26 protein-coding genes are annotated in these 22543 nt (G+C 40.9%); 2 read left to right on the top strand and 24 right to left on the bottom strand.

The genetic code is table 11. The annotated features are described in order from the left end of the window. Nucleotides 1-317: 317 nt before the first annotated feature. The 7 genes from ABXS85_RS01940 to ABXS85_RS01910 all read right to left on the bottom strand — a co-directional run bounded on the left by ABXS85_RS01940 (nucleotide 318) and on the right by ABXS85_RS01910 (nucleotide 7157). Nucleotides 318-1550 (bottom strand): MFS transporter, encoded by a 1233-nt coding sequence (locus ABXS85_RS01940; protein WP_353668372.1) that lies wholly within the window; start codon nucleotides 1548-1550, stop codon nucleotides 318-320. A gap of 811 nt (nucleotides 1551-2361) precedes the next feature. Then, complete coding sequence (locus tag ABXS85_RS01935) at nucleotides 2362-2988, bottom strand: LysE family translocator (protein WP_353668371.1); 627 nt, start codon at nucleotides 2986-2988, stop codon at nucleotides 2362-2364. A 240-nt stretch (nucleotides 2989-3228) separates the two neighbouring features. Beyond that, on the bottom strand, nucleotides 3229-3792 hold the full coding sequence (locus ABXS85_RS01930) for a hypothetical protein (protein ID WP_353668370.1): 564 nt from the start codon (nucleotides 3790-3792) through the stop codon (nucleotides 3229-3231). Between the two features lie 158 nt (nucleotides 3793-3950). Further along, complete coding sequence (locus tag ABXS85_RS01925) at nucleotides 3951-4577, bottom strand: OmpW family outer membrane protein (protein WP_353668369.1); 627 nt, start codon at nucleotides 4575-4577, stop codon at nucleotides 3951-3953. Between the two features lie 208 nt (nucleotides 4578-4785). Next, complete coding sequence (locus ABXS85_RS01920) at nucleotides 4786-5010, bottom strand: hypothetical protein (protein ID WP_353668368.1); 225 nt, start codon at nucleotides 5008-5010, stop codon at nucleotides 4786-4788. Between the two features lie 318 nt (nucleotides 5011-5328). Continuing rightward, the gene (locus ABXS85_RS01915; RefSeq protein ID WP_353668367.1) at nucleotides 5329-5754 is read right to left on the bottom strand and encodes a hypothetical protein; all 426 of its coding nucleotides are present in this window, start codon (nucleotides 5752-5754) and stop codon (nucleotides 5329-5331) included. A 434-nt stretch (nucleotides 5755-6188) separates the two neighbouring features. Then, nucleotides 6189-7157 (bottom strand): transposase, encoded by a 969-nt coding sequence (locus ABXS85_RS01910; protein ID WP_353668366.1) that lies wholly within the window; start codon nucleotides 7155-7157, stop codon nucleotides 6189-6191. Nucleotides 7158-7396: 239 nt separating this feature from the next. Here ABXS85_RS01910 and ABXS85_RS01905 point away from each other — a divergent pair, with 239 nt between their 5' ends. Next, complete coding sequence (locus ABXS85_RS01905; protein WP_353668353.1) at nucleotides 7397-7894, top strand: NADAR family protein; 498 nt, start codon at nucleotides 7397-7399, stop codon at nucleotides 7892-7894. Here the strand turns inward: ABXS85_RS01905 and ABXS85_RS01900 are convergent. The 12 genes from ABXS85_RS01900 to ABXS85_RS01845 all read right to left on the bottom strand — a co-directional run bounded on the left by ABXS85_RS01900 (nucleotide 7857) and on the right by ABXS85_RS01845 (nucleotide 18281). Next, the gene (locus tag ABXS85_RS01900) at nucleotides 7857-8564 is read right to left on the bottom strand and encodes a hypothetical protein (RefSeq protein ID WP_353668365.1); all 708 of its coding nucleotides are present in this window, start codon (nucleotides 8562-8564) and stop codon (nucleotides 7857-7859) included. The genes ABXS85_RS01905 and ABXS85_RS01900 overlap by 38 nt on opposite strands. After that, nucleotides 8564-11788 carry a hemagglutinin repeat-containing protein gene (locus ABXS85_RS01895; RefSeq protein WP_353668364.1) on the bottom strand — a complete coding sequence of 1075 codons (3225 nt, stop codon included), beginning with the start codon at nucleotides 11786-11788 and terminating at the stop codon, nucleotides 8564-8566. The genes ABXS85_RS01900 and ABXS85_RS01895 overlap by 1 nt, the downstream gene beginning before the upstream one ends. Before the next feature lie 156 nt (nucleotides 11789-11944). Continuing rightward, nucleotides 11945-12418: an SMI1/KNR4 family protein gene (locus tag ABXS85_RS01890; protein WP_353668363.1), complete on the bottom strand. Its 474-nt coding sequence runs from the start codon at nucleotides 12416-12418 to the stop codon at nucleotides 11945-11947. Between the two features lie 20 nt (nucleotides 12419-12438). Beyond that, on the bottom strand, nucleotides 12439-12684 hold the full coding sequence (locus ABXS85_RS01885; RefSeq protein WP_353668362.1) for an HNH endonuclease: 246 nt from the start codon (nucleotides 12682-12684) through the stop codon (nucleotides 12439-12441). 65 nt (nucleotides 12685-12749) lie between these two features. Next, on the bottom strand, nucleotides 12750-13100 hold the full coding sequence (locus tag ABXS85_RS01880) for a hypothetical protein (RefSeq protein ID WP_353668361.1): 351 nt from the start codon (nucleotides 13098-13100) through the stop codon (nucleotides 12750-12752). Between the two features lie 3 nt (nucleotides 13101-13103). After that, nucleotides 13104-14432, bottom strand: coding sequence for a CdiA family toxin C-terminal domain-containing protein (locus tag ABXS85_RS01875; protein WP_353668360.1), 1329 nt, complete (start codon nucleotides 14430-14432; stop codon nucleotides 13104-13106). Between the two features lie 223 nt (nucleotides 14433-14655). After that, on the bottom strand, nucleotides 14656-14877 hold the full coding sequence (locus ABXS85_RS01870; protein ID WP_353668359.1) for a hypothetical protein: 222 nt from the start codon (nucleotides 14875-14877) through the stop codon (nucleotides 14656-14658). Between the two features lie 331 nt (nucleotides 14878-15208). Continuing rightward, nucleotides 15209-16177 (bottom strand): transposase, encoded by a 969-nt coding sequence (locus ABXS85_RS01865; RefSeq protein WP_353668358.1) that lies wholly within the window; start codon nucleotides 16175-16177, stop codon nucleotides 15209-15211. 71 nt (nucleotides 16178-16248) lie between these two features. Further along, complete coding sequence (locus ABXS85_RS01860; protein ID WP_353668357.1) at nucleotides 16249-16956, bottom strand: hemagglutinin repeat-containing protein; 708 nt, start codon at nucleotides 16954-16956, stop codon at nucleotides 16249-16251. Next, nucleotides 16953-17288 (bottom strand): TolC family protein, encoded by a 336-nt coding sequence (locus tag ABXS85_RS01855; protein WP_353668356.1) that lies wholly within the window; start codon nucleotides 17286-17288, stop codon nucleotides 16953-16955. The genes ABXS85_RS01860 and ABXS85_RS01855 overlap by 4 nt, the downstream gene beginning before the upstream one ends. A 199-nt stretch (nucleotides 17289-17487) precedes the next feature. After that, nucleotides 17488-18108, bottom strand: a complete 621-nt coding sequence (locus ABXS85_RS01850; RefSeq protein ID WP_353668355.1) for a hypothetical protein — start codon at nucleotides 18106-18108, stop codon at nucleotides 17488-17490. A 5-nt stretch (nucleotides 18109-18113) separates the two neighbouring features. Continuing rightward, entirely contained in the window at nucleotides 18114-18281 is a 168-nt protein-coding gene (locus ABXS85_RS01845) for a hypothetical protein (RefSeq protein WP_353668354.1), read from the bottom strand. A gap of 282 nt (nucleotides 18282-18563) precedes the next feature. Between ABXS85_RS01845 and ABXS85_RS01840 the strand changes: the two genes are divergently transcribed. Next, nucleotides 18564-19061, top strand: a complete 498-nt coding sequence (locus ABXS85_RS01840; RefSeq protein ID WP_353668353.1) for an NADAR family protein — start codon at nucleotides 18564-18566, stop codon at nucleotides 19059-19061. On the opposite strand, the gene ABXS85_RS01835 is transcribed toward ABXS85_RS01840, so the two are convergent. The 5 genes from ABXS85_RS01835 to ABXS85_RS01815 all read right to left on the bottom strand — a co-directional run bounded on the left by ABXS85_RS01835 (nucleotide 19024) and on the right by ABXS85_RS01815 (nucleotide 22515). Beyond that, nucleotides 19024-19731, bottom strand: a complete 708-nt coding sequence (locus ABXS85_RS01835) for a hypothetical protein (RefSeq protein ID WP_353668352.1) — start codon at nucleotides 19729-19731, stop codon at nucleotides 19024-19026. The two genes, ABXS85_RS01840 and ABXS85_RS01835, sit on opposite strands and share 38 nt — an antisense overlap. After that, complete coding sequence (locus ABXS85_RS01830) at nucleotides 19731-19937, bottom strand: hypothetical protein (RefSeq protein ID WP_353668351.1); 207 nt, start codon at nucleotides 19935-19937, stop codon at nucleotides 19731-19733. The genes ABXS85_RS01835 and ABXS85_RS01830 overlap by 1 nt, the downstream gene beginning before the upstream one ends. A gap of 293 nt (nucleotides 19938-20230) precedes the next feature. Beyond that, nucleotides 20231-20674 (bottom strand): hypothetical protein, encoded by a 444-nt coding sequence (locus ABXS85_RS01825; protein WP_353668350.1) that lies wholly within the window; start codon nucleotides 20672-20674, stop codon nucleotides 20231-20233. After that, nucleotides 20658-20834, bottom strand: a complete 177-nt coding sequence (locus ABXS85_RS01820; RefSeq protein WP_353668349.1) for a hypothetical protein — start codon at nucleotides 20832-20834, stop codon at nucleotides 20658-20660. Before ABXS85_RS01820 ends, ABXS85_RS01825 begins: the two co-directional genes overlap by 17 nt. Nucleotides 20835-21063: 229 nt before the next feature. After that, nucleotides 21064-22515, bottom strand: coding sequence for a hypothetical protein (locus ABXS85_RS01815; RefSeq protein ID WP_353668348.1), 1452 nt, complete (start codon nucleotides 22513-22515; stop codon nucleotides 21064-21066). Nucleotides 22516-22543: the final 28 nt, after the last annotated feature.

The following is a 22543-nucleotide window of genomic DNA, read 5'->3' as shown; positions in this document are numbered from 1 at the left end:
AAGCATTATAAGATTGTCTATAAAAGAGAAGAGATGAAATAAAAAAGAACACTTGTGTAACATCCAACCTTCTTCCGCACTAAAAAAAAGCGCTTTCCCAAATTCAGCAAGTTTCAACCAGAAGCAACATCGAACTGGTGATAGTCAAAGGTAATGAAATTCGATTTGAAATACTGAAAGCAAGAAACCGATTTTTAAAGTCGATCTAAAACCAATTGGAGAAAAAGTATTTGAAGAAAAGATGTTTTGAAAAAATGTTGGAAGAAAACTAGTCCCACCTCCCTGTGGGTATGAATGACAGAATTACAACAGATTCATTAGGATAAAGAGGAAACCGCTTTACCCTCTTGTTTAGAGATAACAGCTGGAGCTGTTTCCTGCAAAAATAGTGACAATATCACCACAGTGAAAGAGGTCCCTGCCCCTATCCACATAACAACATCCAGACCATATTGATCAGCCAGCACACCAGCTATGATAGGCGTAATAAAACCACCAACCAGTTCACCAACCCCCATAATCAAACCAAGCGCAGTCGCTACTTGTCGAGGGGATACCGTTTCTGCTGGAATGGTTGCCATAAATAAAGTGAAACACCCAAGCCCAGTATAAGTAATGAAAGCGAGGGGTAAAATCATGTCCGTCTCAGCAAAAATCAGTACCAGTGGGAAGGCTGTTGTTACCAGAGTAAAAAAGATCATAGCGGGTTTACGTCCAATACGATCAGAAACAAAAGAGACCACAAAACCCCATAACATCCAGGCAATCCCTAATGCGCCCATTATGCCACTCATCACATCAGGTGAAAGCGCTCGCGCTTTAATCAGGTAAGTTGGTGTGAAGGTGATAATGGTGACAAACCAAGAAACATAAACACATGAAATGATGGTACACAGCACAATATTACGATGCTTAAGTAAATCCTTAATGCTGGTTTTACTATCAGTCTCCATCATTGGTTCGGTATTCGGGTGCTCATATTTGTTTTTCACAAACAACATAATTAAAGCTGCCACAACCAAACCTGGAATAATGGTCGCGTAAAAAGCCGAACGCCAACCGTATTCAGTTGCTATCCATACCAACACCACAGGAGCAATAACAGCACCAATCAAACCTGGCGCACTGGCATTGATCAAGCCCATATTTAACCCGCGTCGTTTAGGGTTAGAAGCCGAAGCCATCAAGGATTGAACAACAGGCAAAACAGGACCTTCAGCCACCCCCATAAGGGAACGGAAAAACAGCAAACTAACAAAGCTGGTAACAATACCAGAAAGGACAGAACACAAGGTAAATGCAATAACTGACACCACTAGAATCAGTTTTTTCGAGTCTTTTTTATCGGCAATGTGACCCAAGGTCATACCAGATAAAGCCCAAGTAACCGACAAAGCGGAGGATAAAATCCCCAAATGACTATTGGTCAGTTGCAAATCTTGCGCAATAAAAGGGAAAAGATAAGACAAGGCCAGTCGATCAAAAAAGACAAAGCCGAAACAAAGAAATAGAATCGACAAAAGACGATTTTCATATGTATTTATTTTCATTTAAACACCATTTTGTTTTTATTGTGAGTTCAGAATCAAGAATCTCAGAAAGCTACTTACAATAAGGCTTACCCATACGCCAACCTCTATATCTAAATAGAATGGATAGGCGTAACGCAGCAGTTGCTTTAGCCAATAAACTGGTTCATAACTTCCCTCGAAATAATCTACAAAAGCCAATTGTTAGGGATGTGTATCCGTTACCATTGTCTTTTGTCGTATTTACTTCCCATGGAAATGTCTAAATCTGGATGAGAGCATTGTGGTGTGATTAGATGACTTTTTGACAGAAGACAGCTCTGCCAAAACACGTCATGAAGCAAGCTAGATATCATGGTTTACCCTTATTTTTATTTTTCGTTACAAGTCATGCTGTGTTCAAGTTCGCTAATACCAGGAACGACAAAACACAGATTTCCTTATGGCAAGGTCCATGCCACCCTTTTAAAAATCATAACCAATTGATATTTATATTATTTTTATTAATTTGTTATAAAATCTATTAGAAGAAAATTGCGTATATGATCATATCGGATGGAGATTCGGGAGAAATTTTGATGATTTAATCAAAACTAAACTTGGCCAATCATAAAAATTGGCCAGCTTTCAGTCTCGTGATTTTACAATTAACAAGGTGTAACTTTTCATCGTCGTTTTATAAACAATGATTTTCAAAAACAGACAAGAAACGGCACAGGCAAGACCGCAGTATTTTTTAATGAATAATAGCATCCAAAATGACTGTCTCTCACAATGGTCTCTCACAATGAAAGTTGAATGAGAAGCCATTTATTCAATTAGTGAGACAAGGCTACCTACTGGACGCAGCCAAACCAACACCAAAACCGATGAATATACCGCCACTCATCTTATTAAGTACTCTACTGATCCCCTGTGAAGCTTTGTGATTTTCATTGATCTTACGTTTTGTCCGCAAAGCAAACAGAGTATAGAGAGTATGAATGGCCACCACGACACAGCTAAAGGTCACAGCCAATAATACAAACTGGGGGATATAGGCTTGGTGCACATCAATAAACTGAGGAAAAATTGACATGAAAAAAACAATGGCTTTGGGGTTCGTAATAGAGACTAAAAAGCCTTCCATAAAACACCTAAATAGAGAGCTTTCCTTTGTGCTAGTTTGTTCTATAAAACTGACTTTGCTTCGCCACAGTTTAACGCCAAGGTAAATCAGATACACAGCACCAGCTATTTTGATCAGATTAAACGCCACAGCTGAACCGGCTAAAATAATCCCTAAGCTGGTAGCTGATAAAGTTGCGACTAACAAGATAGCCAAAGCAATACCCGAGATTCCTGCAAACGTCTTTATAAGGCCTTTCTGAACAGCATTGTTCAAGGTGAGTAAAACCGCGGGGCCCGGTAAACTCACTGTCGCCATTACCACTCCCACATAGAGCAAATAATTATCCACTCAATTCTCCTTATTAATATGGTTTATTCGCACCTTCCTTAGCATTGTGTCATGCTGTTAGAAAAAAACGATTCATACCACTCACACAAGCATTAGTAATGACTCAAGCTAATCGCCACAGCCTAGAATGACCACAAGTTAGATATGTTACACAATAACAATTATTGGTTTTATAAAACACATATTATTGAATAAAGAGACATCAGATGAATTTTGATCCTATGCCAAACTCACCCGCATTCAAAAATTTAAACGTAAAGCGGCGTATAAATGATTCATATCATCCTCAGCGATATTGGTCATGTCGTATCCTAGTCCAGCGGAAAAATCTGTCGTCACATAATATCTAAGCGCCAGGGCATAACTTTTACTGCTTTTTTCATAAACATCCTCATAATATATTTTCCCGGCCAGCTCCATACGGCTTGAAATACTAGAGCGCACACCAAGGGACAAGCGCAAGCCCCTTTTATCGTTATTATTTTCCAAATCCACAACAATCAACTGTAAGAGAGCGTATAAATCCGTTGCTCTGCCAAAGTCCGTATAAGAACCAATACCAAAACCCGTTAAATCAATATCGTACACCCCCTGCTTGTGATAGTTATTGGCCTCAAAAGCAAGAAAAGTCTGATCTTGTATTATAAAAGAACCTGAAAATGATTCGTAATCCCCATTGGATTGGGTGTTTTCTAAGTCACTGATACCAAGTGCATAATCAATGTATTGATAATCATTGGCGCCATTGGCCGAAATGGAATAGAAAAAAAAGAGACAAAAGCTTACTACGGATTGGATATTCATTGTCTTTCCTTGAAACAACACAAGGAAATATTAATGGCTCTTGGAGCTTTATTCTAGAAAAAGCTTAATCTCTATGGAAAGTACAGAACATCACACAACAAACATAAACAACCCCATCATAAAATGGGGTTGTTTTCTGAAAGACATAAGTTTTAAGACTAAAACTGGTAACCTGCCGCTAACACCACGGCAATTGGATCAAGCGTGATATCAAAATTACCCGAGTTTTGCGTTTTAATTGTGGTATCCACATCCAAATACCATAGAGAAGCATTGACAAACCATTGATTAGACACGGTTACATCAACTCCGACATGGGCCGCTAAGCCAAAGGAGGCATCCACTGAAGCAGTGTCAGAGGCTAAATTCCCTTCGGTTTCTTCATCAAAAAACACGGCGTAATTAACACCACCGCCAACATAAGGTCGAATATCACTGGTCGCTTCACCAAAATAATATTGCACCATAAAGGAGAAAGGTAATTGAGAAACTTCAGCAATCTTGCCTAATCCTGGTGTACTCACATCATGAACAAAAGGCAAAGCAACAATCGTCTCAAAGCCAACATGATCCGTATACATATAGCTAATGGTGCCCGTCGGCTGAGTATCATTACTGACCTCAAACTCACCAGTTCCCAATACATCACCACTGCTTTCTTGTGGCATAACACTGCCGACACCACCTCGAACCAACCAAGTCCCAGCCTCATGGGCTCGGGCAAGATTTGACATCATAGCGGCGATCAACAAAAAACCTACCATACTGGCATTCAACATATTCATATAAATCCCTTCTCTTCCTTAAAACATAAGAGAGGCATAACGAAACAACCGACATTTCTGCCAACGTGATCATTTCTTCTGCCCTAATCGTTGAGAATAGCAGGCTAGCAAGATTTTAGTAACTTTTACTGAAGAAAAAGCCTTAATATTCAATAAGGCATTGACATATTTCGATGCTCACAATGCTTAATCAAGGACTGGATTTTCATCACACCAATATGACGCTGTCGACCAGCATATCGGTTTTTGCAACATCTTCGGCAATTTCAACACACCCTGCTTCCATCAACATACGCTTGTCCACCCTGAGGTTGGCGTCTAAGCCACCACGCTCAACATCTTTAGTGATTTCTTGGCTGTTGGTAACATCCCGGTTGAGGTCGGCGAACTGTGCTTGTTCGTTGATGCTTTCTTCAATGGAAAGTCCACCCACTGTGACATTGCCAAGGCCGATGGTGGCTTTAGTGGTTTGGGCTATTCAGAAGAAACAAGAAGGATCAATCGTTGGATTGAGCCTTGGAAGAAGTTAAAAGATTCTAACTTATTGAAAAGGTTAAGAGTTAAGGTGGGTGTCTTGTTAAATTCTTGGAAGCACTGAGTTCTTAAGGTGCCTGTCCTGATAAGTACTTAACTCTTACTGTATTTTACTGAATCACAGTAAATCATTTCATAAAACATAAAAACACACCATCACTCATGCAGCACAATGTTAACCTTTTGCGTATCCTGCAATATTTCGCACGTGCGAAATTTATACGCCAGAGTAATACCACTCAAGAAAATCAAAGAAGGAAGTAAACCAAGGTTCTTTCTGGCCTGACTCCATCAGTTCTTCTTCACCCCAGTTCACGTCATAAACCGCGTCAGTTTCGACATCATAAAAATAGCTGCCTTCACCTTCAATCGAAGTAAAACGCAGATAACGACTGCCAACTGTATTCTCTTCTAATATTGATTCCAAGTTGAATAGTTCGGAGCCAGCCCCTAATGGGATAAAAGCGACTACAGAATAGAAATCTATAAAAGCAGAACTCGATATTTTTAACCTTAGTGAGCCGCAAAAATAATCTTTATGTTCGTCTGTAATGATGAACTGCTTTTGATCATGTGAATAGGTATCTTCAAAGCACCAGTTCAAATTCTGTGATAAATATTTAGTAACGCTATCTGGCAACATCAACTACCCCCATCAATTTCCTGAATTCTATCCTGCCAGTATTGATTCCTGTCTTTATCAAACTTGGTTCTGTCTACTGGTTTATCAGGGTGAGCGCTATTGTTAGGGCCGGAACCTTCGCCGTTCAACTCCCTGCCACGATTAGTCTTGTAGGGGTGCAGAGCCTCGGCTCCTTGGCCTGTCTTAACATTGTGAGCCGGTGAGCTTAATTCAAACAAAGAGACGGCGATACAAGACACCCAATTCAAGAGAAGACTAACAAGCTATCCGCCTCATTTCTATTTGTTATTGAGAAACTCATGGAAACTCGTATCAGTGAAATATTTCTAAGTAGACTGGGCGGTTTTGATTTGGAAAACGCGTTTTTCAGGCGAGTTGGTATGTCGTATATATATTACGTCTACTCTGAGGACATTTGATTTCAAGTATTGCTTCTAGGCCAGTAACTGACAGCATTTTTGATTTGCTCTCGACCTAGGTTGGGCGTTTTTATAACCTTGTAAACTCTCTTTTTTACCTACTACGCTATGAGTGTTTTGTTCGAATTTCGTGGCAATGGTTAACCAGTTTTGATGGGAAATATTCAGACGCTTAAGAATCGGCATTAAGTTTATATCAATGCTGCCTCGTTTATCTTCCCTTACAATGCGGCCCGTAAGATCAACAAGTTCCAAGTATTCAGATAGTTTGAAACTGAGTCCTTTTGGGCTTTCTGCTCGATCATAGCCAATAAAATCCAATAACGGTTTGGGTTGTTCACTGGCTTTGGCTGATTTTACTCGCTGCTTTACACTAGTGTAATCTGATGCTTCGGGTGTTTCTGCAATGCCAGCTCTGACTGGATTCAGATCCACATACACCATACAGGCCATCAGCGCCGCTTCATCCAGTAATGCTTGAGATTTAAAACGGCCTTCCCAGAAGTGGCCGCTACATTGATCTTCTCGATTAGCCATTCTAGCAATAGGCTCATTGAGGTCCCTCATGAACCAGCTAATATCCATCAAGCGTTCTCGATAGGCTTCTGCGGAGGCTTCAACCAGTTGCAAAGCATAATCAGGCAAATCCTGACCACTGACGTACTGCTCGGTGAACAAAGTACCTTTATGTAACTTATGCCAACGCACTAATACCTCTTTCGTTGTCCATTCCATAGCTTCTCGTTCATCAATATGAAGCACGACATGAATATGGTTGCTCATAATGGCATAAGCGCACACATCGATCGCAAAGACTTCAGCAAGCAACAATAAACGGGCCTCAATCCACCCTCGACGATGTTCAAAGCTCTTACCGCTAACGGAATCTTCACCACAAAGAAAGGCTCGACGAACACATCGAGAAATGCAGTGATAGTAAGGGGTGCTGTCTAAACTGATTTGTTGATATCGGGCTCTAGGCATTTGGAAACTCCTTTTCCAACGTGAAAAATACTGGATAAAATTACAGTATATTTTTTAGCCAGTCAACTAAGTTATGCCTGTCCTGTATTATGGCCTTAGAAATAACTTAAAGTGAGTGTTTTACTAAATTTACGTTAGGTTCCTCATTAAGTTCATAATTTCATTAAAATGTTTTACAATACGATAAAACATCATTCGCAAATATTGCATATTCAAATATCTTAATAAAGTCGAAATCAATGAGTTATTCACCAGATAGAAAGTATTATTTTTTTTGGAGTGGCACTTTTAGTCAGTGGGAACCTTGCCTTTTCAAAATAGAAGGAACAACTTTTAATTCCGCTGAACAATATATGATGTATAAAAAAGCAATTCTTTTTAATGATCAGAACGCTGCTGGTCTCATCCTATCTAGTGATGATCCAAAGCAGCAAAAAGCAATTGGAAGACTAATCAAAAATTATGACGATACTATTTGGGAGAGTCATAGAGAAGAAATCGTTTACACTGGAAACGAAGCAAAATTCTCTCAAAACCCCAAATTTATGAAAAAGCTTTTAAAAACAGCACCATCGTTATTAGTAGAATCAAGCCCTGTTGACACTATATGGGGTGTCGGCCTACATAAAACAGATCCACTCATACTAGAACAAAAAAACTGGAAAGGACTAAATCTTCTCGGCAAAATACTAACACAACTCAGATCTGATTTCTTACAGAGTCAGGAATATCAATAACCCCATATTTCTCTTCAATTTTTGATAAAAATTCCGGATCCCGTTCTTCAAAAAAAACTTTCAGATCGATGGTATTCCAATAGCTATTGCGTGATTGATCTTCTTTTTCTAGATAAGCAATCATGCATTCTTTTAATTGGGTATCGAAATAGTGCCATTTTTCTTGTTTTATCTCTTGGATTATACCTAGCATATTATGTTCACAGAGCTTCGCTCTATTCAGTATTAAAGTAACAATATGCCTTATTTCAGGACAAATTGAGTTACCCTGTGCCGCCAAACGATCACTCCATCGCGCCTGATAACACATAATAACCTCTTCTATCTCTTCAACTGTTGTGTCATAGCCATACAAACGATGATGTGACATAGGGTACGATGAACGAAGATCACCATAGTATTTTTCCATGAAATATTTCATGTATTTAATCCCTTCAACTTCTCCCCAAGCACATAATAGCTTGGCTGCTTCAAAGGCGATTATCACTTCTTTATCAGATGAACCATAAGAGATTAAGAGCTTCAGCTTTTTAACTCGCTCTAAGGGAATATCTTCATCTTCACACAAAAGAAGGTCATCACGATCTTCAAATTCATTCCCATGCTTATCCTCGTAAGAATAGAGTATATGATAAATTTCCTCTCCAACTCGCTCTTTAAACGATAACATTATTCAACCTTTTTAATGAATTTTGAAGGAACACAACCACCGGAGATTATACATTCATTATCACGGCTAGCATTATTTAAACGACTAATAGCACTCTTTAATTTTTTCTTGTTTGTAACACTAGGGTTCATATCAAAACGTTTCTGAGCTTTTTCTAAGTCAGATGTTAGTTCATTCAGAACCTGTTTAGGTGTAATAATCTTTACATCCTTGACTTCACCACGATTAATCGCTTCTTGTAATCCTTTCGTATCAATTTCTATTTTCTCTGAACCATAGACCTTGGGGGTACCAGAGCCCGAAGGGTCGGACGTAGAAATATTTTGGTTATTTTTAGCCCCTCCTTGGACATGAGATTTAACTGACACAGTTCCATTCGGATCGACTGGTGTTAAATCACCGTTATCTTTAATATATGCTTTATCTCTAATATTACCTTTGTCATCTATAAAAGTAGGTGACTTAAAGTCATTATCTTGTCGAGTAACCGTATCTGGTACCTTAAACCCTTCAGCGTTGGTTACATTATCAGTCCCCTTGGCACCAGCTCCATCTTTCAGCGCACTCTTCGCGGCATCATACGCATCATCTCCGAGTTTTAAAGCCGTCTTGACAACCGCACCGCTTGTCACACTGACACCTAGGTCTACCGCAGCATCCAGCGCTGGGTTATGACTGCCACCATGCGTTTCAAGGGAGAATGAATCCGTTACCCGTTGGCCGCTTTTATACACATACTCTGAATTCAGTGCATCAACACTTTGTTTTACAGTAATCGCTCCCAAGGTCGCTAGAGCACCCCCAGCAGGACAACCAACACCTGTCGCACATAATGCCGCACCCGTAGCCACTTCCGCACCACCTGCCATTGCTGATGCAACCTGTGTGGTCTTGGTGACCAGTTTTTCATTACTGTCTATAGCATCATTTAACGCGGTAACTTCGTTATAGCCAAAGGTACTTTCAGATCGTCCTCCCATACGACCATTCGATTTTGTTGGTGTTTTCACTCCTAATTTGTGTAACACATCGTAAATATTTTCTCCGCTGGCAACCTGTTCCTCTCCTGCTTTTTGTAAAGCGTTCAGGCTGTCATACAGTTGATCATTTTCAGATACCCCTGCCGCACACTTCACTTTTGCACAAGCAATTTGCTCAAGCTCAGTGATTTTTTCCGCTTTGGCTTCCTCCGACAAAGCGCTGTCTTGGATCTTCGCTCTGGCTTGATCCAATAAACTGGCTTCCGTACGGGTAAATTGTCTGGCTTTGAGTTCACTGTTATTAACACCAACAATCTGTTTCGTACCTGCTTGCACCACCGAGGTATTACGGTTTGCTGCATTCCACGAAGATTGCGATGTGCTACTGGTGGTACTAATGCCTGCTAGCTTGCTGTAAGCGTTCCAAACTTCTTCGGCTCTGTCACCATGGTTCGTCGCCAAGGTGGTTTGGTCATCTCGTGATAAACTGCCAGTACTGCCTTCTTGACTTAAACGATGACGCGTTTGCTCATGAACAAGCGTTGCAACCACCTTGCTGCTGTCCGTCATATCGGTTTTATCTATGTTCGCATAGATAGTATTGCCGCCTTCGTGATAAGCCCCTTCAACCTCAGATTTGTTTACCTCAGTCTTATCTATCACTAAGGTGTCATCTTGAACTAGGCTGCCATCGTACAGTGCAACATTGGCTTTCTCTTCCAAGCCCTGTGCTTTCGTTAAAGCATCACTGAGTTCTTGCATGCCTTCCTGACTGCCCTCAGCTCCTTCTTCTCCTTTTAGCTTTTCTTGTGCCTTTTTATCCATCGCGCGTTCGACTAATGCCGTCCGCTCAATGGCATAATTCTTAACATTATCGAAGACCTCTACCACACCCTGATTGGTATCCATGACATCTACTACAGCTTGCGCTATCTCTGAGGCATGTTGAGTTGTGTCGGTAATGTCTTTCGCAATCTTCTGACGACCCGTTTCCGTTAATAGGCGGTTGTCTACCCTGAGGTTGGCGTTTAAGCCACCACGCTCAACATCTTTGGTGATTTCTTGGCTGTTGGTGACATCGCGGTTGAGGTCGGCGAACTGGGCTTGTTCGTTGATATCGTCTCCACCGACTGTGACATTGCCAAGGCCGATGGTGGCTTTGGTGATTTGGGCTTTTTCATAGCCATCAAAGTTGGCCCCAATGTTGGTGGTATCGCCACCACCGGACAGACTGAAACCGAGGTTTTTGCTCTCGTCTATGTCTTCTATGTCCGACACATTTAAGGTCTTGGTGGTGAGGGTCAGTTGGCCATTGTCTTCGCCCTGTGCATTGGTTGACGCCAATACCGCCCCGGTTAAGCTGGTATCGTTTGCGGTGATGTTAACTTGACCACCCGTGATGCCACTTTGTTGCGCCACCCAAGCACGCTCGGCCTCACTTTGGCTGGCGTTCACGCCTATATTACTGATGCCATCGCCACCGGCACCTATGTTGCCACCTAAGCTCTCGCTGTGGCTGCTGGAGGTGTCATGTAAACTGGTGACCACCAGTTGGTCTGTGGTGATGTCAATGCTGGCCGCGTCCAGTTTACCGCCTGCAATGGTCAGGTTATCACTCTTGCTGACCAGATTACCGGCCACCAGTTGGCTATTAATGTGCGTCACGCTCTGGCTGTCGCTGCTGCTTTGGTTGGCGTTGATGCCACCACTCACACTGCCCTTGTTGATGCCATAGCTGGCATTGGCCCCTTCGCTGTGGCTTTCAGTGCTTTCAGTGAGGGTGTTTTTGCCTGCCGTGATATTAATATTGCTGGCATTCAAGGCAAGTTGACCACCTGTAGCGACGTTCGATCCTTCAATGTTGAGATTGTTGTCACTGGTTAAGCTGGTGTTGCCGCCCACTTGGAGGTTGGAACCTTTCCACTGACCTTGGCTGGTGGTGGTCGAGCTGGTGTCGGTTTGCGTGGTCACGCCCGCTGTGGCGTAAAAGCCTGTTCCCGCACTGGTGGACGCTGCGGCGGCAGCGGCCGCACCCGATGCCGCAACCGCCGTGGTGGCACTGGCCACATTAGCCGTCGCCACGGCAAGGTTGGCTTTGTAAAAGTCCAAATCGCTTTTCGGCAATTTGCCGTCTTTTACTTTTTGCTTGGCGTCTTCGTAGGCCGCTTTGGCGTCTTTCACCGCGTCTTTGGCTTGATCTAAAGCACGTACCGCAAGGTAGGTATCCGCATAGGCGTTTTTCACCCCTACCGTGAGGGTTTTAGTCTTAGTGATGGTTTCATTTGTGGTGTCATAGGTGTCTTCCCGATCACCAATGAGATTCTTAACTTATTGAAAATATGAATATTTTAGGATGGATGTGTTGATGAATTGAAAAGCCCGCGAATGCGGGCTAGATAATTATTTCAAGCTTTTTAAAAAGTCTGGATCAATCCATGCTGACTCAACTTGCCCTTCTTTTAACTCGACACTACCCGGATCAAACGGAACCAAGGCATCTAAAAATTTGAGAATGTCACTTGCCAACTTAATCATATTTTGTGGCTCTTCGTGATCCCAAAAATAAACTGATTGACCTTGGTCAAGGTCGATAACGACATAGTTACCGCCTTCAGCCACTGCCACCGGGAAAACTCTTTCCCCGACATGATCTAAATATTTACGCTCTCCCAAAATTTTGGAGATAGGAATCAATTCATTAACTCCCGACTCATTATCTTGACTGATAGTGAAAATATTTGTCTCAGGTTTCGAACCATTGAACTCTACAAAAAACTTTTTCAAGTCATCAGTTATAGAACAGCCTAGAGCCTGAGCAAAAAGATCTATGTCTTTTTTCTCAATAGCTTTTGGTTTAGAGAATTTTACGCTCATTAAGAAAATTCCACAATTTACTAATTACGCAATACCGCAGCTCCACCAGTGTGACGGGCTGCATTATGTATGTCTTTAGGTATGAGCTGCATCGTTGTTGCGTTTTCAACGTGATGCCAAACATACCCATCTGGAGTGATTTTTAAGCCAACAGCCTTGTTGGCCATCGCTGCGTCTTTAATGTAATTACCGGTCAAACCTTTGATGTCAACCTGCGCCTTAGAATAGGGTGAAAAATCAGGGAAACCTTGATCATTAAACTTCACCCTTGAAGGGTGAATACCTACTAAGTTATGCCTGTCCTGTATTATTTCCTTATATTAAATTATTGTTATTCAGAATTAAGAAAGTAATTATTTAAAATATTCCAAACAGAAACCTCTTCCTCTGGAAAGTTTTCAATATATGCAGATAAAATTTTTTTTAAAGCACACAAAAATTCTGTTTTGCTGTATACCTTTTCATTAGGGCACACTAAAGAATTCCAAATCAAATACCCTTCTTCAACTGGTCGAATAAACCATCCAGGCTCTCCGCCAACCTCAAAGGGTAGTTCATCTAGAAACTTATCAAGATAAAAACCTTTCGGATTATCAGAACAGCCATATCCTTTCAACGCAAAGATTAAAGGTAAATAAAGGTGAGAAGATTCATCACTAGGCACCACATCCCAATTAGTCATCGATTAATCAGCCTTTCCAACGGGATAAACAGTTGGAACAATTGGAAGCTCGCCTCCATCTTTAATTACAACTGGTGTTTTGAATTTAATACCGCCGACATCAACCGTATCAGGAACATTTCCAGTTAACTGATATTCAGTTAAAGCTTTATGTGCAGCTGCATCAGCTAACTTATTCATATTTGGATAAACTTCTGGGTCATAAACTGTCTTCGAAGCTGAGCCATTCTTATACGTCTTTCCTGGTAAAGTATATTTTATTTCGTAAATACCTGGCGCAATCTCATCGGGACTTCCTTTTATTTCACCACCAGCTTCACTCAAAATTTTATAAAAATTGTCTGAATCATGTCCGCCGTAAATCTGTTTCCCTTTAACAGAAGCTTCAACCATATGTTCAGTGATTGAACCTATCGATGGATCACTAACATCTCCAACGTTTCCAGCAAAATTTGCTTCAGGCTCCATACTAACATCGATGCTTCCAATCATCTCACTGTCAGTATCAACAAAATCCACTTTTTTCGAAGCTTGCTCAACGGCTTTTTTTGCAGCAACGTCTGTAGCCACTTTAACAACTTTACCAGCGCCCACTACACTAGTAACAATTTCAATACCTAAGACACCTGTCTTGACTTGCCCTTCCCCTTTAAGCACACCGGCTTCGTAGAAGTCACCCGCACGTTGAGCAAGGTTCGAAGCGATGTATTTCTCTTCGATAGGTTTGTATTTGTCCGAAGCGTATTGACCAACATCCGTAATGATGTCATGCACTTCTTCTGCGATCCCATTAACAATTTGTGGCACCGTCTCTATTGGATTCGACGTTAATAGGTAAATAACTCCGTCTTTAACATCCTCTGCGGTTTGATCCGTCTCTTTAAGAATACCCGCTTGTCTTGCAAATTCCATTAGCGCCTTATCATCGTCCGTTGCATTAATCAGATAGTTTTGATCATAAAACTCTCTTACTATCTGATCTCGTCCTGTTTTATCAGATGCCTCTCCGATAAGTGCCTCACCGCCAATGATCGAGTTATTAAAGTCGTAACTTTGATTGTTCTCATAATTTTTTATACCAGTGATGACATCTTCAGTACTGTAATTGGGTTCCACGACAGGAAGGTCACCAGTTAAGTAATCCTCACCCTCCAACGACTCTGCCAACACTGCCAATACCTTGTCGTCTGGCACAAATCCATTAGCATTGGCTTTTTCTTGGAAGTCCTTGTCCACGTAATAACGTAAATTGTCACCTAAGACTTTTTCCGCACGATTTTGCGTGATGCCCGCTTGCTCCGCGTAGCTTTTGCTCACGTCTTTAATGGCCATAATTTCTGACGCATAAAGCTGCCTGTGATCCACTTCCGCATTGCCCACTTTGTTGGCAACTTAAGGCGGGGGTCTTGTTAAATTGTGTGAGCTGACCTAAGGCTTTGGTAATTTTGGTTTTTTCTGGAGAAACAAAAAAGCTCAATCGCAGGATTGAGCTTTGGAAGAAGTTAAAGGATTTTAACTTATTGAAAATATTGAAAATTCAGCTCGTTGAAATTTATTAGCCATATAAATATAGAAGCTCTTCGATAATATCTTTATCTAATTCAGAATATTCTATTGTTCGATATTTTTTTATTTTTTCTAGCACACCCCGGATTGGTAATCCGGGTCTAGACTTATCATTAATAATTTTTAATATATTATCAATTTCTGGATCAGAGGTAAGGTATTTATTTACTAAACCAATTAATGCGTATTGTGCTTGCTCTTCGTTCATCATAAGTCACTTACTTGGAAGAATATCTATTTTATCAGTAGTAATATTTATAGTTTCAGTTGGTACCAATTGTCGAGCCCCACCAGATCCATATTGAGGATAGGAAGTTGAGACGGCGATACAAGGCGATACAAGACACCCAATTAAAGAGAAGACTAACAAGCTATCCGCCTCATTTCTATTTGTTATTGAGAAACTCATGGAAACTCGTATCAGTGAAATATTTCTAAGTAGGCTGAGCGGTTTTGATTTGGAAAACGCGTTTTTCAGGCGAGTTGGTATGTCGTATATACATTACGTCTACTCTGAGGACATTTGATTTCAAGTATTGCTTCTAGGCCAGTAACTGACAGCATTTTTGATTTGGTCTCGACCTCGGTTGGGCATTTTTATAACCTTGTAAACTCTCTGTTTGACCTACTACGCTATGAGTGTTTTGTTCGAATTTCGTGGCAATGGTTAACCAGTTTTGATGGGAAATATTCAGACGCTTAAGAATCGGCATTAAGTTTAGATCAATGCTGCCTCGTTTATCTTCCCTTACGATGCGGCCCGTAAGATCAACAAGTTCCAAGTATTCAGATAGTTTGAAACTGAGTCCTTTTGGGCTTTCTGCTCGATCATAGCCAATAAAATCCAATAACGGTTTGGGTTGTTCACTGGCTTTGGCTGATTTTACTCGCTGCTTTACACTAGTGTAATCTGATGCTTCGGGTGTTTCTGCAATGCCAGCTCTGACTGGATTCAGATCCACATACACCATACAGGCCATCAGCGCCGCTTCATCCAGTAATGCTTGAGATTTAAAACGGCCTTCCCAGAAGTGGCCGCTACATTGATCTTCTCGATTAGCCATTCTAGCAATAGGCTCATTGAGGTCTCTCATGAACCAGCTAATATCCATCAAGCGTTCTCGATAGACTTCTGCAGAGGCTTCAACCTGTTGCAAAGCATAATCAGGCAAATCCTGACCACTAACGTACTGTTCGGTGAACAAAGTACCTTTATGCAACTTATGCCAACGCTCTAATACCTCTTTCGTTGTCCATTCCATTGCTTCTCGTTCATCAATATGAAGCACGACATGAATATGGTTGCTCATAATGGCATAAGCGCACACATCGATCGCAAAGACTTCGGCAAGCAACAATAAACGCGCCTCAATCCACCCTCGACGATGTTCAAAGCTCTTACCGCTAACGGAATCTTCACCACAAAGAAAGGCTCGACGAACACATCGAGAAATGCAGTGATAGTAAGGAGTGCTGTCTAAACTGATTTGTTGATATCGGGCTCTAGGCATTTGGAAACTCCTTTTCCAACGTTAAATATACTGGATAAAATTACAGTATATTTTTTAGCCAGTCAACTAAGTTATGCCTGTCCTGTATTATTCCTCTCTGTGGTGAGAGTCAGTTTGTCGGTGGTTTGCCCTTGCTCATCCACCGCAGCAATCACACCACCGGTTATGGCTGTGTCTTTTGCCTTAATAGTGACTTGACCACCCGTGATGCCACTTTGTTGTGCCACCCAAGCACGCTCGGCCTCACTTTGGCTGGCGTTGACGCCTATATTACTGATGCCATCGCCACCGGCACCTATGTTGCCACCTAAGCTCTCGCTGTGGCTGCTGGAAGTGTCTTGTAAACTGGTGACCACCAGTTGGTCTGTGGTGATGTCAATGCTGGCCGCGTCCAGTTTACCGCCTGCAATGGTCAGGTTATCACTCTTGCTGACCAGATTAGCGGCTACCAGTTGGCTATTAATGTGCGTCACGCTCTGGCTGTCGCTGCTGCTTTGGTTGGCGTTGATGCCACCACTCACACTGCCATTGGTGATGCCATAGCTGGCATTGGCCCCTTCGCTGTGGCTTTCAGTGCTTTCAGTGAGGGTATTTTTGCCTGCCGTGATATTAATATTGCTGGCATTCAGGGCAAGTTGACCACCTGTAGCGACGTTCGACCCTTCGATGTTGAGGTCGTTGTCACTGGTTAAGCTGGTGTTGCCACCCACTTTGAGGTTGGAACCTTTCCACTGACCTTGACTGGTCGTAGTGGAAGTCGTGTCGGTTTGCGTGGTCACGCCCGCTGTGGCGTAAAAGCCCGTTCCCGCACTGGTGGACGCTGCGGCAGCGGCCGCTCCCGATATGCCGCAACCGCCGTGGTGGCACTGGCCACATTAGCGGTCGCCACAGCGAGGTTGGCTTTGTAAAAGTCTAAGTCATTTTTCGGCTGCTTACCGTCCGCCACTTTTTGCTTGGCGTCTTCGTAGGCCGCTTTGGCGTCTTTCACCGCGTCTTTGGCTTGATCCAAGGCACGTACCGCAAGGTAGGTATCCGCATAGGCGTTTTTCACCCCTACCGTGAGGGTCTTGGTCTTGGTGATGGTGTCATATTTTTTTGGGAGAGTTGTCATAGGTGTCTTCCCGATCACCAATGAGATTCTTAACTTATTGAAAATATGAATATTTTAGGATGGATGTCTGCTAAATTCCTTCAAGAAAAACAAAAAAGCTCAATCATAGGATTGAGCTTTAGAAGAAGATGATTGCCTTATCTCTTTAAAAATGACGAGAACTAAAACGTGTGAGTCACTCAATTATTATTTATTAGTTTTACACCTTGAAAAGTATTCCTTGCTTTTCATATTTATCCTTAAACTCAGGAATATGTTCGATGATGGTTTCAAGGTCTTTTTTACGTTTTGGGCGGATTGTCTCTATTTCATCATTGTAAAAACGTTCAATGTAATCAAAATCACCCAATAACATCTGAGCAATGCAATAGCGAGTTCCTAAATCATCTTCAAGTAAACCGGGCAGGTTGCGCAACAAAGCTTCTTCACTGCTAAAATCCCAGTTTTCATCCAACATGCGTATGCCAATATCCAACACTTCGCGAATGTATTCCTCGGCATTATCTTTCTCTAAATCCGTTATACGATTGCGATGTGGGTGAACATCGCTTCCGGGACGCATAATTCGTAGAAATTGGGTTCTGTCAGTTTTTCCTTTATTCAAAATCTTCCATACCAACTCTATCTTTTTATTTAATATACCGACAATAGGCTGACTAGACACAGATATAGAGCTTCCAGTCCAACGAAATATAATCACCTTATCTGTATGCTTTAATCTTTTATCTTTAAATGTTTTAGCTGAATACTCCCATCCCTCATAGTCATTGGCAATTTCCTTACAAAGCAGTTCAATTTGTTTTCCTCTTGTTAACGCCATCCGTATTACTCTTTTGGTTGTATGGTATAAATTTGCGTGGGAGCTTGAGAATTCTTATAACCTGCATCGTCTGCATTACCACCACAGCCTACGCCTTGTCCTAGCTGACACGCATCGAAGATCTTACTTTGGTTGCTGCTTTCTGTAGCATTACCTGTTTTAACTCCTAACATAACTCGTTTTTCTGTTTCTCCAAAAGAAATTTGTGCTTGTTCGCCTAGATTGCTGCCGCCAACGGTGACACTACCAAAGCTGATGGTGGTTTATGCTTTTTCAGTAGTAACAAAAAAGCTCAATTGCTGGATTTAGCCTTAGAAATAACTTAAGGTGAGTGTTTTGCTAAATTTACGTTAGGTTCCTCATTAAGTTCATAATTTCATTGAAATGTTTTACAATACGATAAAGCATCATTTGCAAATATTGCATATTCAAATATCTTAATAAAGTCGAAATCAATGAGTTATTCACCAGATAGAAAGTATTATTTTTTTTGGAGTGGCACTTTTAGTCAGTGGGAACCTTGCCTTTTCAAAATAGAAGGAACAACTTTTAATTCCGCTGAACAATATATGATGTATAAAAAAGCAATTCTTTTTAATGATCAGAACGCTGCTGGTCTCATCCTATCTAGTGATGATCCAAAGCAGCAAAAAGCAATTGGAAGACTAATCAAAAATTATGACGATACTATTTGGGAGAGTCATAGAGAAGAAATCGTTTACACTGGAAACGAAGCAAAATTCTCTCAAAACCCCAAATTTATGAAAAAGCTTTTAAAAACAGCACCATCGTTATTAGTAGAATCAAGCCCTGTTGACACTATATGGGGTGTCGGCCTACATAAAACAGATCCACTCATACTAGAACAAAAAAACTGGAAAGGACTAAATCTTCTCGGCAAAATACTAACACAACTCAGATCTGATTTCTTACAGAGTCAGGAATATCAATAACCCCATATTTCTCTTCAATTTTTGATAAAAATTCCGGATCCCGTTCTTCAAAAAAAACTTTCAGATCGATGGTATTCCAATAGCTATTGCGTGATTGATCTTCTTTTTCTAGATAAGCAATCATGCATTCTTTTAATTGGGTATCGAAATAGTGCCATTTTTCTTGTTTTATCTCTTGGATTATACCTAGCATATTATGTTCACAGAGCTTCGCTCTATTCAGTATTAAAGTAACAATATGCCTTATTTCAGGACAAATTGAGTTACCCTGTGCCGCCAAACGATCACTCCATCGCGCCTGATAACACATAATAACCTCTTCTATCTCTTCAACTGTTGTGTCATAGCCATACAAACGATGATGTGACATAGGGTACGATGAACGAAGATCACCATAGTATTTTTCCATGAAATATTTCATGTATTTAATCCCTTCAACTTCTCCCCAAGCACATAATAGCTTGGCTGCTTCAAAGGCGATTATCACTTCTTTATCAGATGAACCATAAGAGATTAAGAGCTTCAGCTTTTTAACTCGCTCTAAGGGAATATCTTCATCTTCACACAAAAGAAGGTCATCACGATCTTCAAATTCATTCCCATACTTATCCTCGTAAGAATAGAGTATATGATAAATTTTCTCTCCAACTAGCTCTTCAAATGATGACATTATTCAGCCTTTTCAATAAATTTTGAAGGAACACAACCACCCGAAATTATACATTCATTGTCACGTTTGGCATTATCTAATCGCATCTGAGCGCTATCTACTTTGTCACTATTCGTTTCACTAGGATGCATATCAAAACGTTTCTGAGCTTTTTCTAAGTCAGATGTTAGTTCATTCTGAACCTGCTGAGGTGTAATAATCTTCACATTCTTGACTTCACCAAGATTAATCGCTTCTTGTAGTTGTCATAGGTGTCTTCTCGACCACTAATAAAACTCTTAACTTATTAGAAAAATTAATATTTTAGGATGGATGCCCTACTAAATTTTTTTCCTGTGGTCAAAACCTTCGTAAGCTGCTGAAGTGGCTTAATTTTGTCTTGATCTGGTGTGGCTTTTATAGCGGGATGGAATTAGTACAAGCCTAATTGCTGCGAAGGCTAGAAAATGAAATGGCTCTTTAGAATAAAAAAGCCATTATTTAGGGACGACTTGTTAAATTATTTCCAATCAAACGGAGAGTTGAGCCCATATTCTTTGCATAAATCGTCAATCATTTTTTTAGCATCACTTGACAATGCCAATTTTGCAGAACTAGACCACCTTTCTTCAATATAGTAATGAGCTTTTTTAAAAAAAACTTCTTTCTTTTTAGCTGAGGTTTCGTTCTGCAATATATCTATATATTCATTAGAAAATTTAACCCCATAAATTGATGCTAAATAAAATAGCTGTTTAATATTATCAGCAAGATTTTCTGATCCCAATAGGTCATATGCCTTACGGAAAACCTTGATCTTATCTTCATCAGACAAAGGATTAATATATGTATTTTCGAAATGCTCGAACTCCTCCATTCTCCATGGATTACCACTTAAAACTTCATTATAATTTCCACTAATTAGGTCAATAAGTTTAACAACAGCTTTATTCAGACTTTTCAAAATCACTACCCTTAACATTTTTACTTGTAGAAATACCCTTTGGTAAAGTCGCACCATCTAATTTCTCTACCGAAGGATTTTTAGTTCCCACTGGAAGAGACTCACTTGGAGTACGCTGGCGAGCACCACCTAATGCCGTTGGACCACCAATATCATTCAAGAAATCTGATGTTTTAGGTACTTCTAAAACAGAATTAGGATCATCGATATCAAAATTTATGCGGACATTATTTCCATTATATTACTCATAACCCTCTTTACCTTTAACAATTACAGTTACTTATATTCTTGCTGTAAAAAAAAGCCAACCCTCGTTAGAAGGTTGGCTTTGTTGTATGTGGCTAGACGATTAGTTTGCTAAAATAACGTTTTTAGTCAGCTTCACTCACTTAGCTAGGCGCTTTGCCCTTATTGATGCGGCCAATTAAGAATCCCCCTAGTAAGCCAAGTAAAATGGCAATAGTCCAATAGCCATATTTATCAAATAAATTGGTGTTGATGAGGGCTAGGCTCTCGCTTTCTTGGTATACCAGTCTTGGTATGCTTTGGTTTTTAAAGCTCATTTGCTGGCGAACCTGAAGATGCAAAACCGCTTCAGGTTTTTCGTTTAAACCAGCCACACGCCATCGCCATTGCAATTGGCCTGCTTGCACATTGGCTCTGACCTTAGCATTGCTGATCATTTGAATTTCACTGTCAGTAATTAATTCGGCTTCGTAACTCTGCCCTAATACAGGTTGAGCAACCACGGCAGTGACCAATATTTCAAAGGTGTCGTTTAACGCCATTTCACTAGGCAGTTGCCAGTTCACAGCACGGATTGTAGAGGCGAGCTGCAAATCCATAGATTGACTTTCGGCTTGTAAAGAAATGGTGTCATTTTCTAACACACCAAGGTCATTTTTTAGCTTTGCTAAAGCAGCATTAAGATCCGTCACTTGCTGATTTTTCTCATTCAAGCTGGCTTGCGCAGTCGCCAACTCTTGAGCAAGGCGAGTATTGTTCGCTTGTGCTGTAGCGAGTTTTTGATCCATTGCCAACCAGCGCGCTTCCAGGTCGGCATGACCATCAATGGCCCCTTCTAAGGCAATCACTTGTGATCGATAATCCGCTAATGCCCTTTCCTGCTGACGAATTTTTTCCTGATAATTAGCAATACTCGTTTGTAAAGAGGCAATTTGTTGAGCTTGAGCTTGTTCTAACTCATTGGATTCAGAGGGAGCAGTTGATAGCTGATTATACTGCTCTCTAAGCGCTTGATGCGCTTCACGAGCGGCCGCTAATTGACTTGCCAAGACATTATTTTGCTGACGTAATTGTGACACTTGCTGCTGTAAGGAATTTTTTTCATCCAATGCTGAAAGGTAGTTTTGTTGCCATTCTTCACCTTGACTAGATTGGCTTGCTAACTGCCCCAATTGTTCATTAAGTGCCGTGTTCTCCAAAGCTAACGCCTGTATATTGTCTTTTAGCTGATTATTTTCAAGCTGCAATGCTTGATATTGAGCTTCTAAAGCAGTTCGTTGTGTTTTTTCATTCTCCAATTCCAATAAGATTTCAGCATTGTTCTCAGAGGACTGTAACTGTGCAATTTGACTGTCTTTTGCGTCCAATAAACTGGCAAGTCGCTGTAATTCTGCTTCATTGTCCGCCAACACTTGGTTAAGACGCAGTATTTCTGAATTGGATTGAGATGAGGATGCTTGGATGGGATTTGCGACTTGTCCAGACACTTCTTCACTGCTGGTTTGATCACTCGTACTGGTACTTTGACTGCTGCAACCTGATAACAATAAGCCAATTGCAACCGGAACCCATAATGCCATACTTAGTTTCATCATTCGCTCCTTAATCCCAAGGTAGTTAAAC

The organism is Marinomonas sp. THO17, assembly GCF_040436405.1.
In the GTDB taxonomy this organism is placed as follows: Bacteria; Pseudomonadota; Gammaproteobacteria; order Pseudomonadales; family Marinomonadaceae; genus Marinomonas.
This window is presented reverse-complemented; position numbering and strand designations above follow the sequence as displayed.

Bases quoted from the DNA above. Each gene is read 5' to 3' on its own strand.
- ABXS85_RS01890 (WP_353668363.1), bottom strand. From the start codon at position 12,418: ATGAGCGTAAAATTCTCTAAACCAAAAGCTATTGAGAAAAAAGACATA.
- ABXS85_RS01835 (WP_353668352.1), bottom strand. From the start codon at position 19,731: ATGTCATCATTTGAAGAGCTAGTTGGAGAGAAAATTTATCATATACTC.
- ABXS85_RS01850 (WP_353668355.1), bottom strand. From the start codon at position 18,108: ATGGCGTTAACAAGAGGAAAACAAATTGAACTGCTTTGTAAGGAAATT.
- ABXS85_RS01840 (WP_353668353.1), top strand. From the start codon at position 18,564: ATGAGTTATTCACCAGATAGAAAGTATTATTTTTTTTGGAGTGGCACT.
- ABXS85_RS01925 (WP_353668369.1), bottom strand. From the start codon at position 4,577: ATGAATATGTTGAATGCCAGTATGGTAGGTTTTTTGTTGATCGCCGCT.
- ABXS85_RS01855 (WP_353668356.1), bottom strand. From the start codon at position 17,288: ATGACAACTCTCCCAAAAAAATATGACACCATCACCAAGACCAAGACC.
- ABXS85_RS01910 (WP_353668366.1), bottom strand. From the start codon at position 7,157: ATGCCTAGAGCCCGATATCAACAAATCAGTTTAGACAGCACCCCTTAC.
- ABXS85_RS01815 (WP_353668348.1), bottom strand. From the start codon at position 22,515: ATGATGAAACTAAGTATGGCATTATGGGTTCCGGTTGCAATTGGCTTA.
- ABXS85_RS01875 (WP_353668360.1), bottom strand. From the start codon at position 14,432: ATGGCCATTAAAGACGTGAGCAAAAGCTACGCGGAGCAAGCGGGCATC.
- ABXS85_RS01870 (WP_353668359.1), bottom strand. From the start codon at position 14,877: ATGATGAACGAAGAGCAAGCACAATACGCATTAATTGGTTTAGTAAAT.
- ABXS85_RS01880 (WP_353668361.1), bottom strand. From the start codon at position 13,100: ATGACTAATTGGGATGTGGTGCCTAGTGATGAATCTTCTCACCTTTAT.
- ABXS85_RS01905 (WP_353668353.1), top strand. From the start codon at position 7,397: ATGAGTTATTCACCAGATAGAAAGTATTATTTTTTTTGGAGTGGCACT.
- ABXS85_RS01900 (WP_353668365.1), bottom strand. From the start codon at position 8,564: ATGTTATCGTTTAAAGAGCGAGTTGGAGAGGAAATTTATCATATACTC.
- ABXS85_RS01930 (WP_353668370.1), bottom strand. From the start codon at position 3,792: ATGAATATCCAATCCGTAGTAAGCTTTTGTCTCTTTTTTTTCTATTCC.
- ABXS85_RS01845 (WP_353668354.1), bottom strand. From the start codon at position 18,281: ATGTTAGGAGTTAAAACAGGTAATGCTACAGAAAGCAGCAACCAAAGT.
- ABXS85_RS01940 (WP_353668372.1), bottom strand. From the start codon at position 1,550: ATGAAAATAAATACATATGAAAATCGTCTTTTGTCGATTCTATTTCTT.
- ABXS85_RS01915 (WP_353668367.1), bottom strand. From the start codon at position 5,754: ATGTTGCCAGATAGCGTTACTAAATATTTATCACAGAATTTGAACTGG.
- ABXS85_RS01865 (WP_353668358.1), bottom strand. From the start codon at position 16,177: ATGCCTAGAGCCCGATATCAACAAATCAGTTTAGACAGCACTCCTTAC.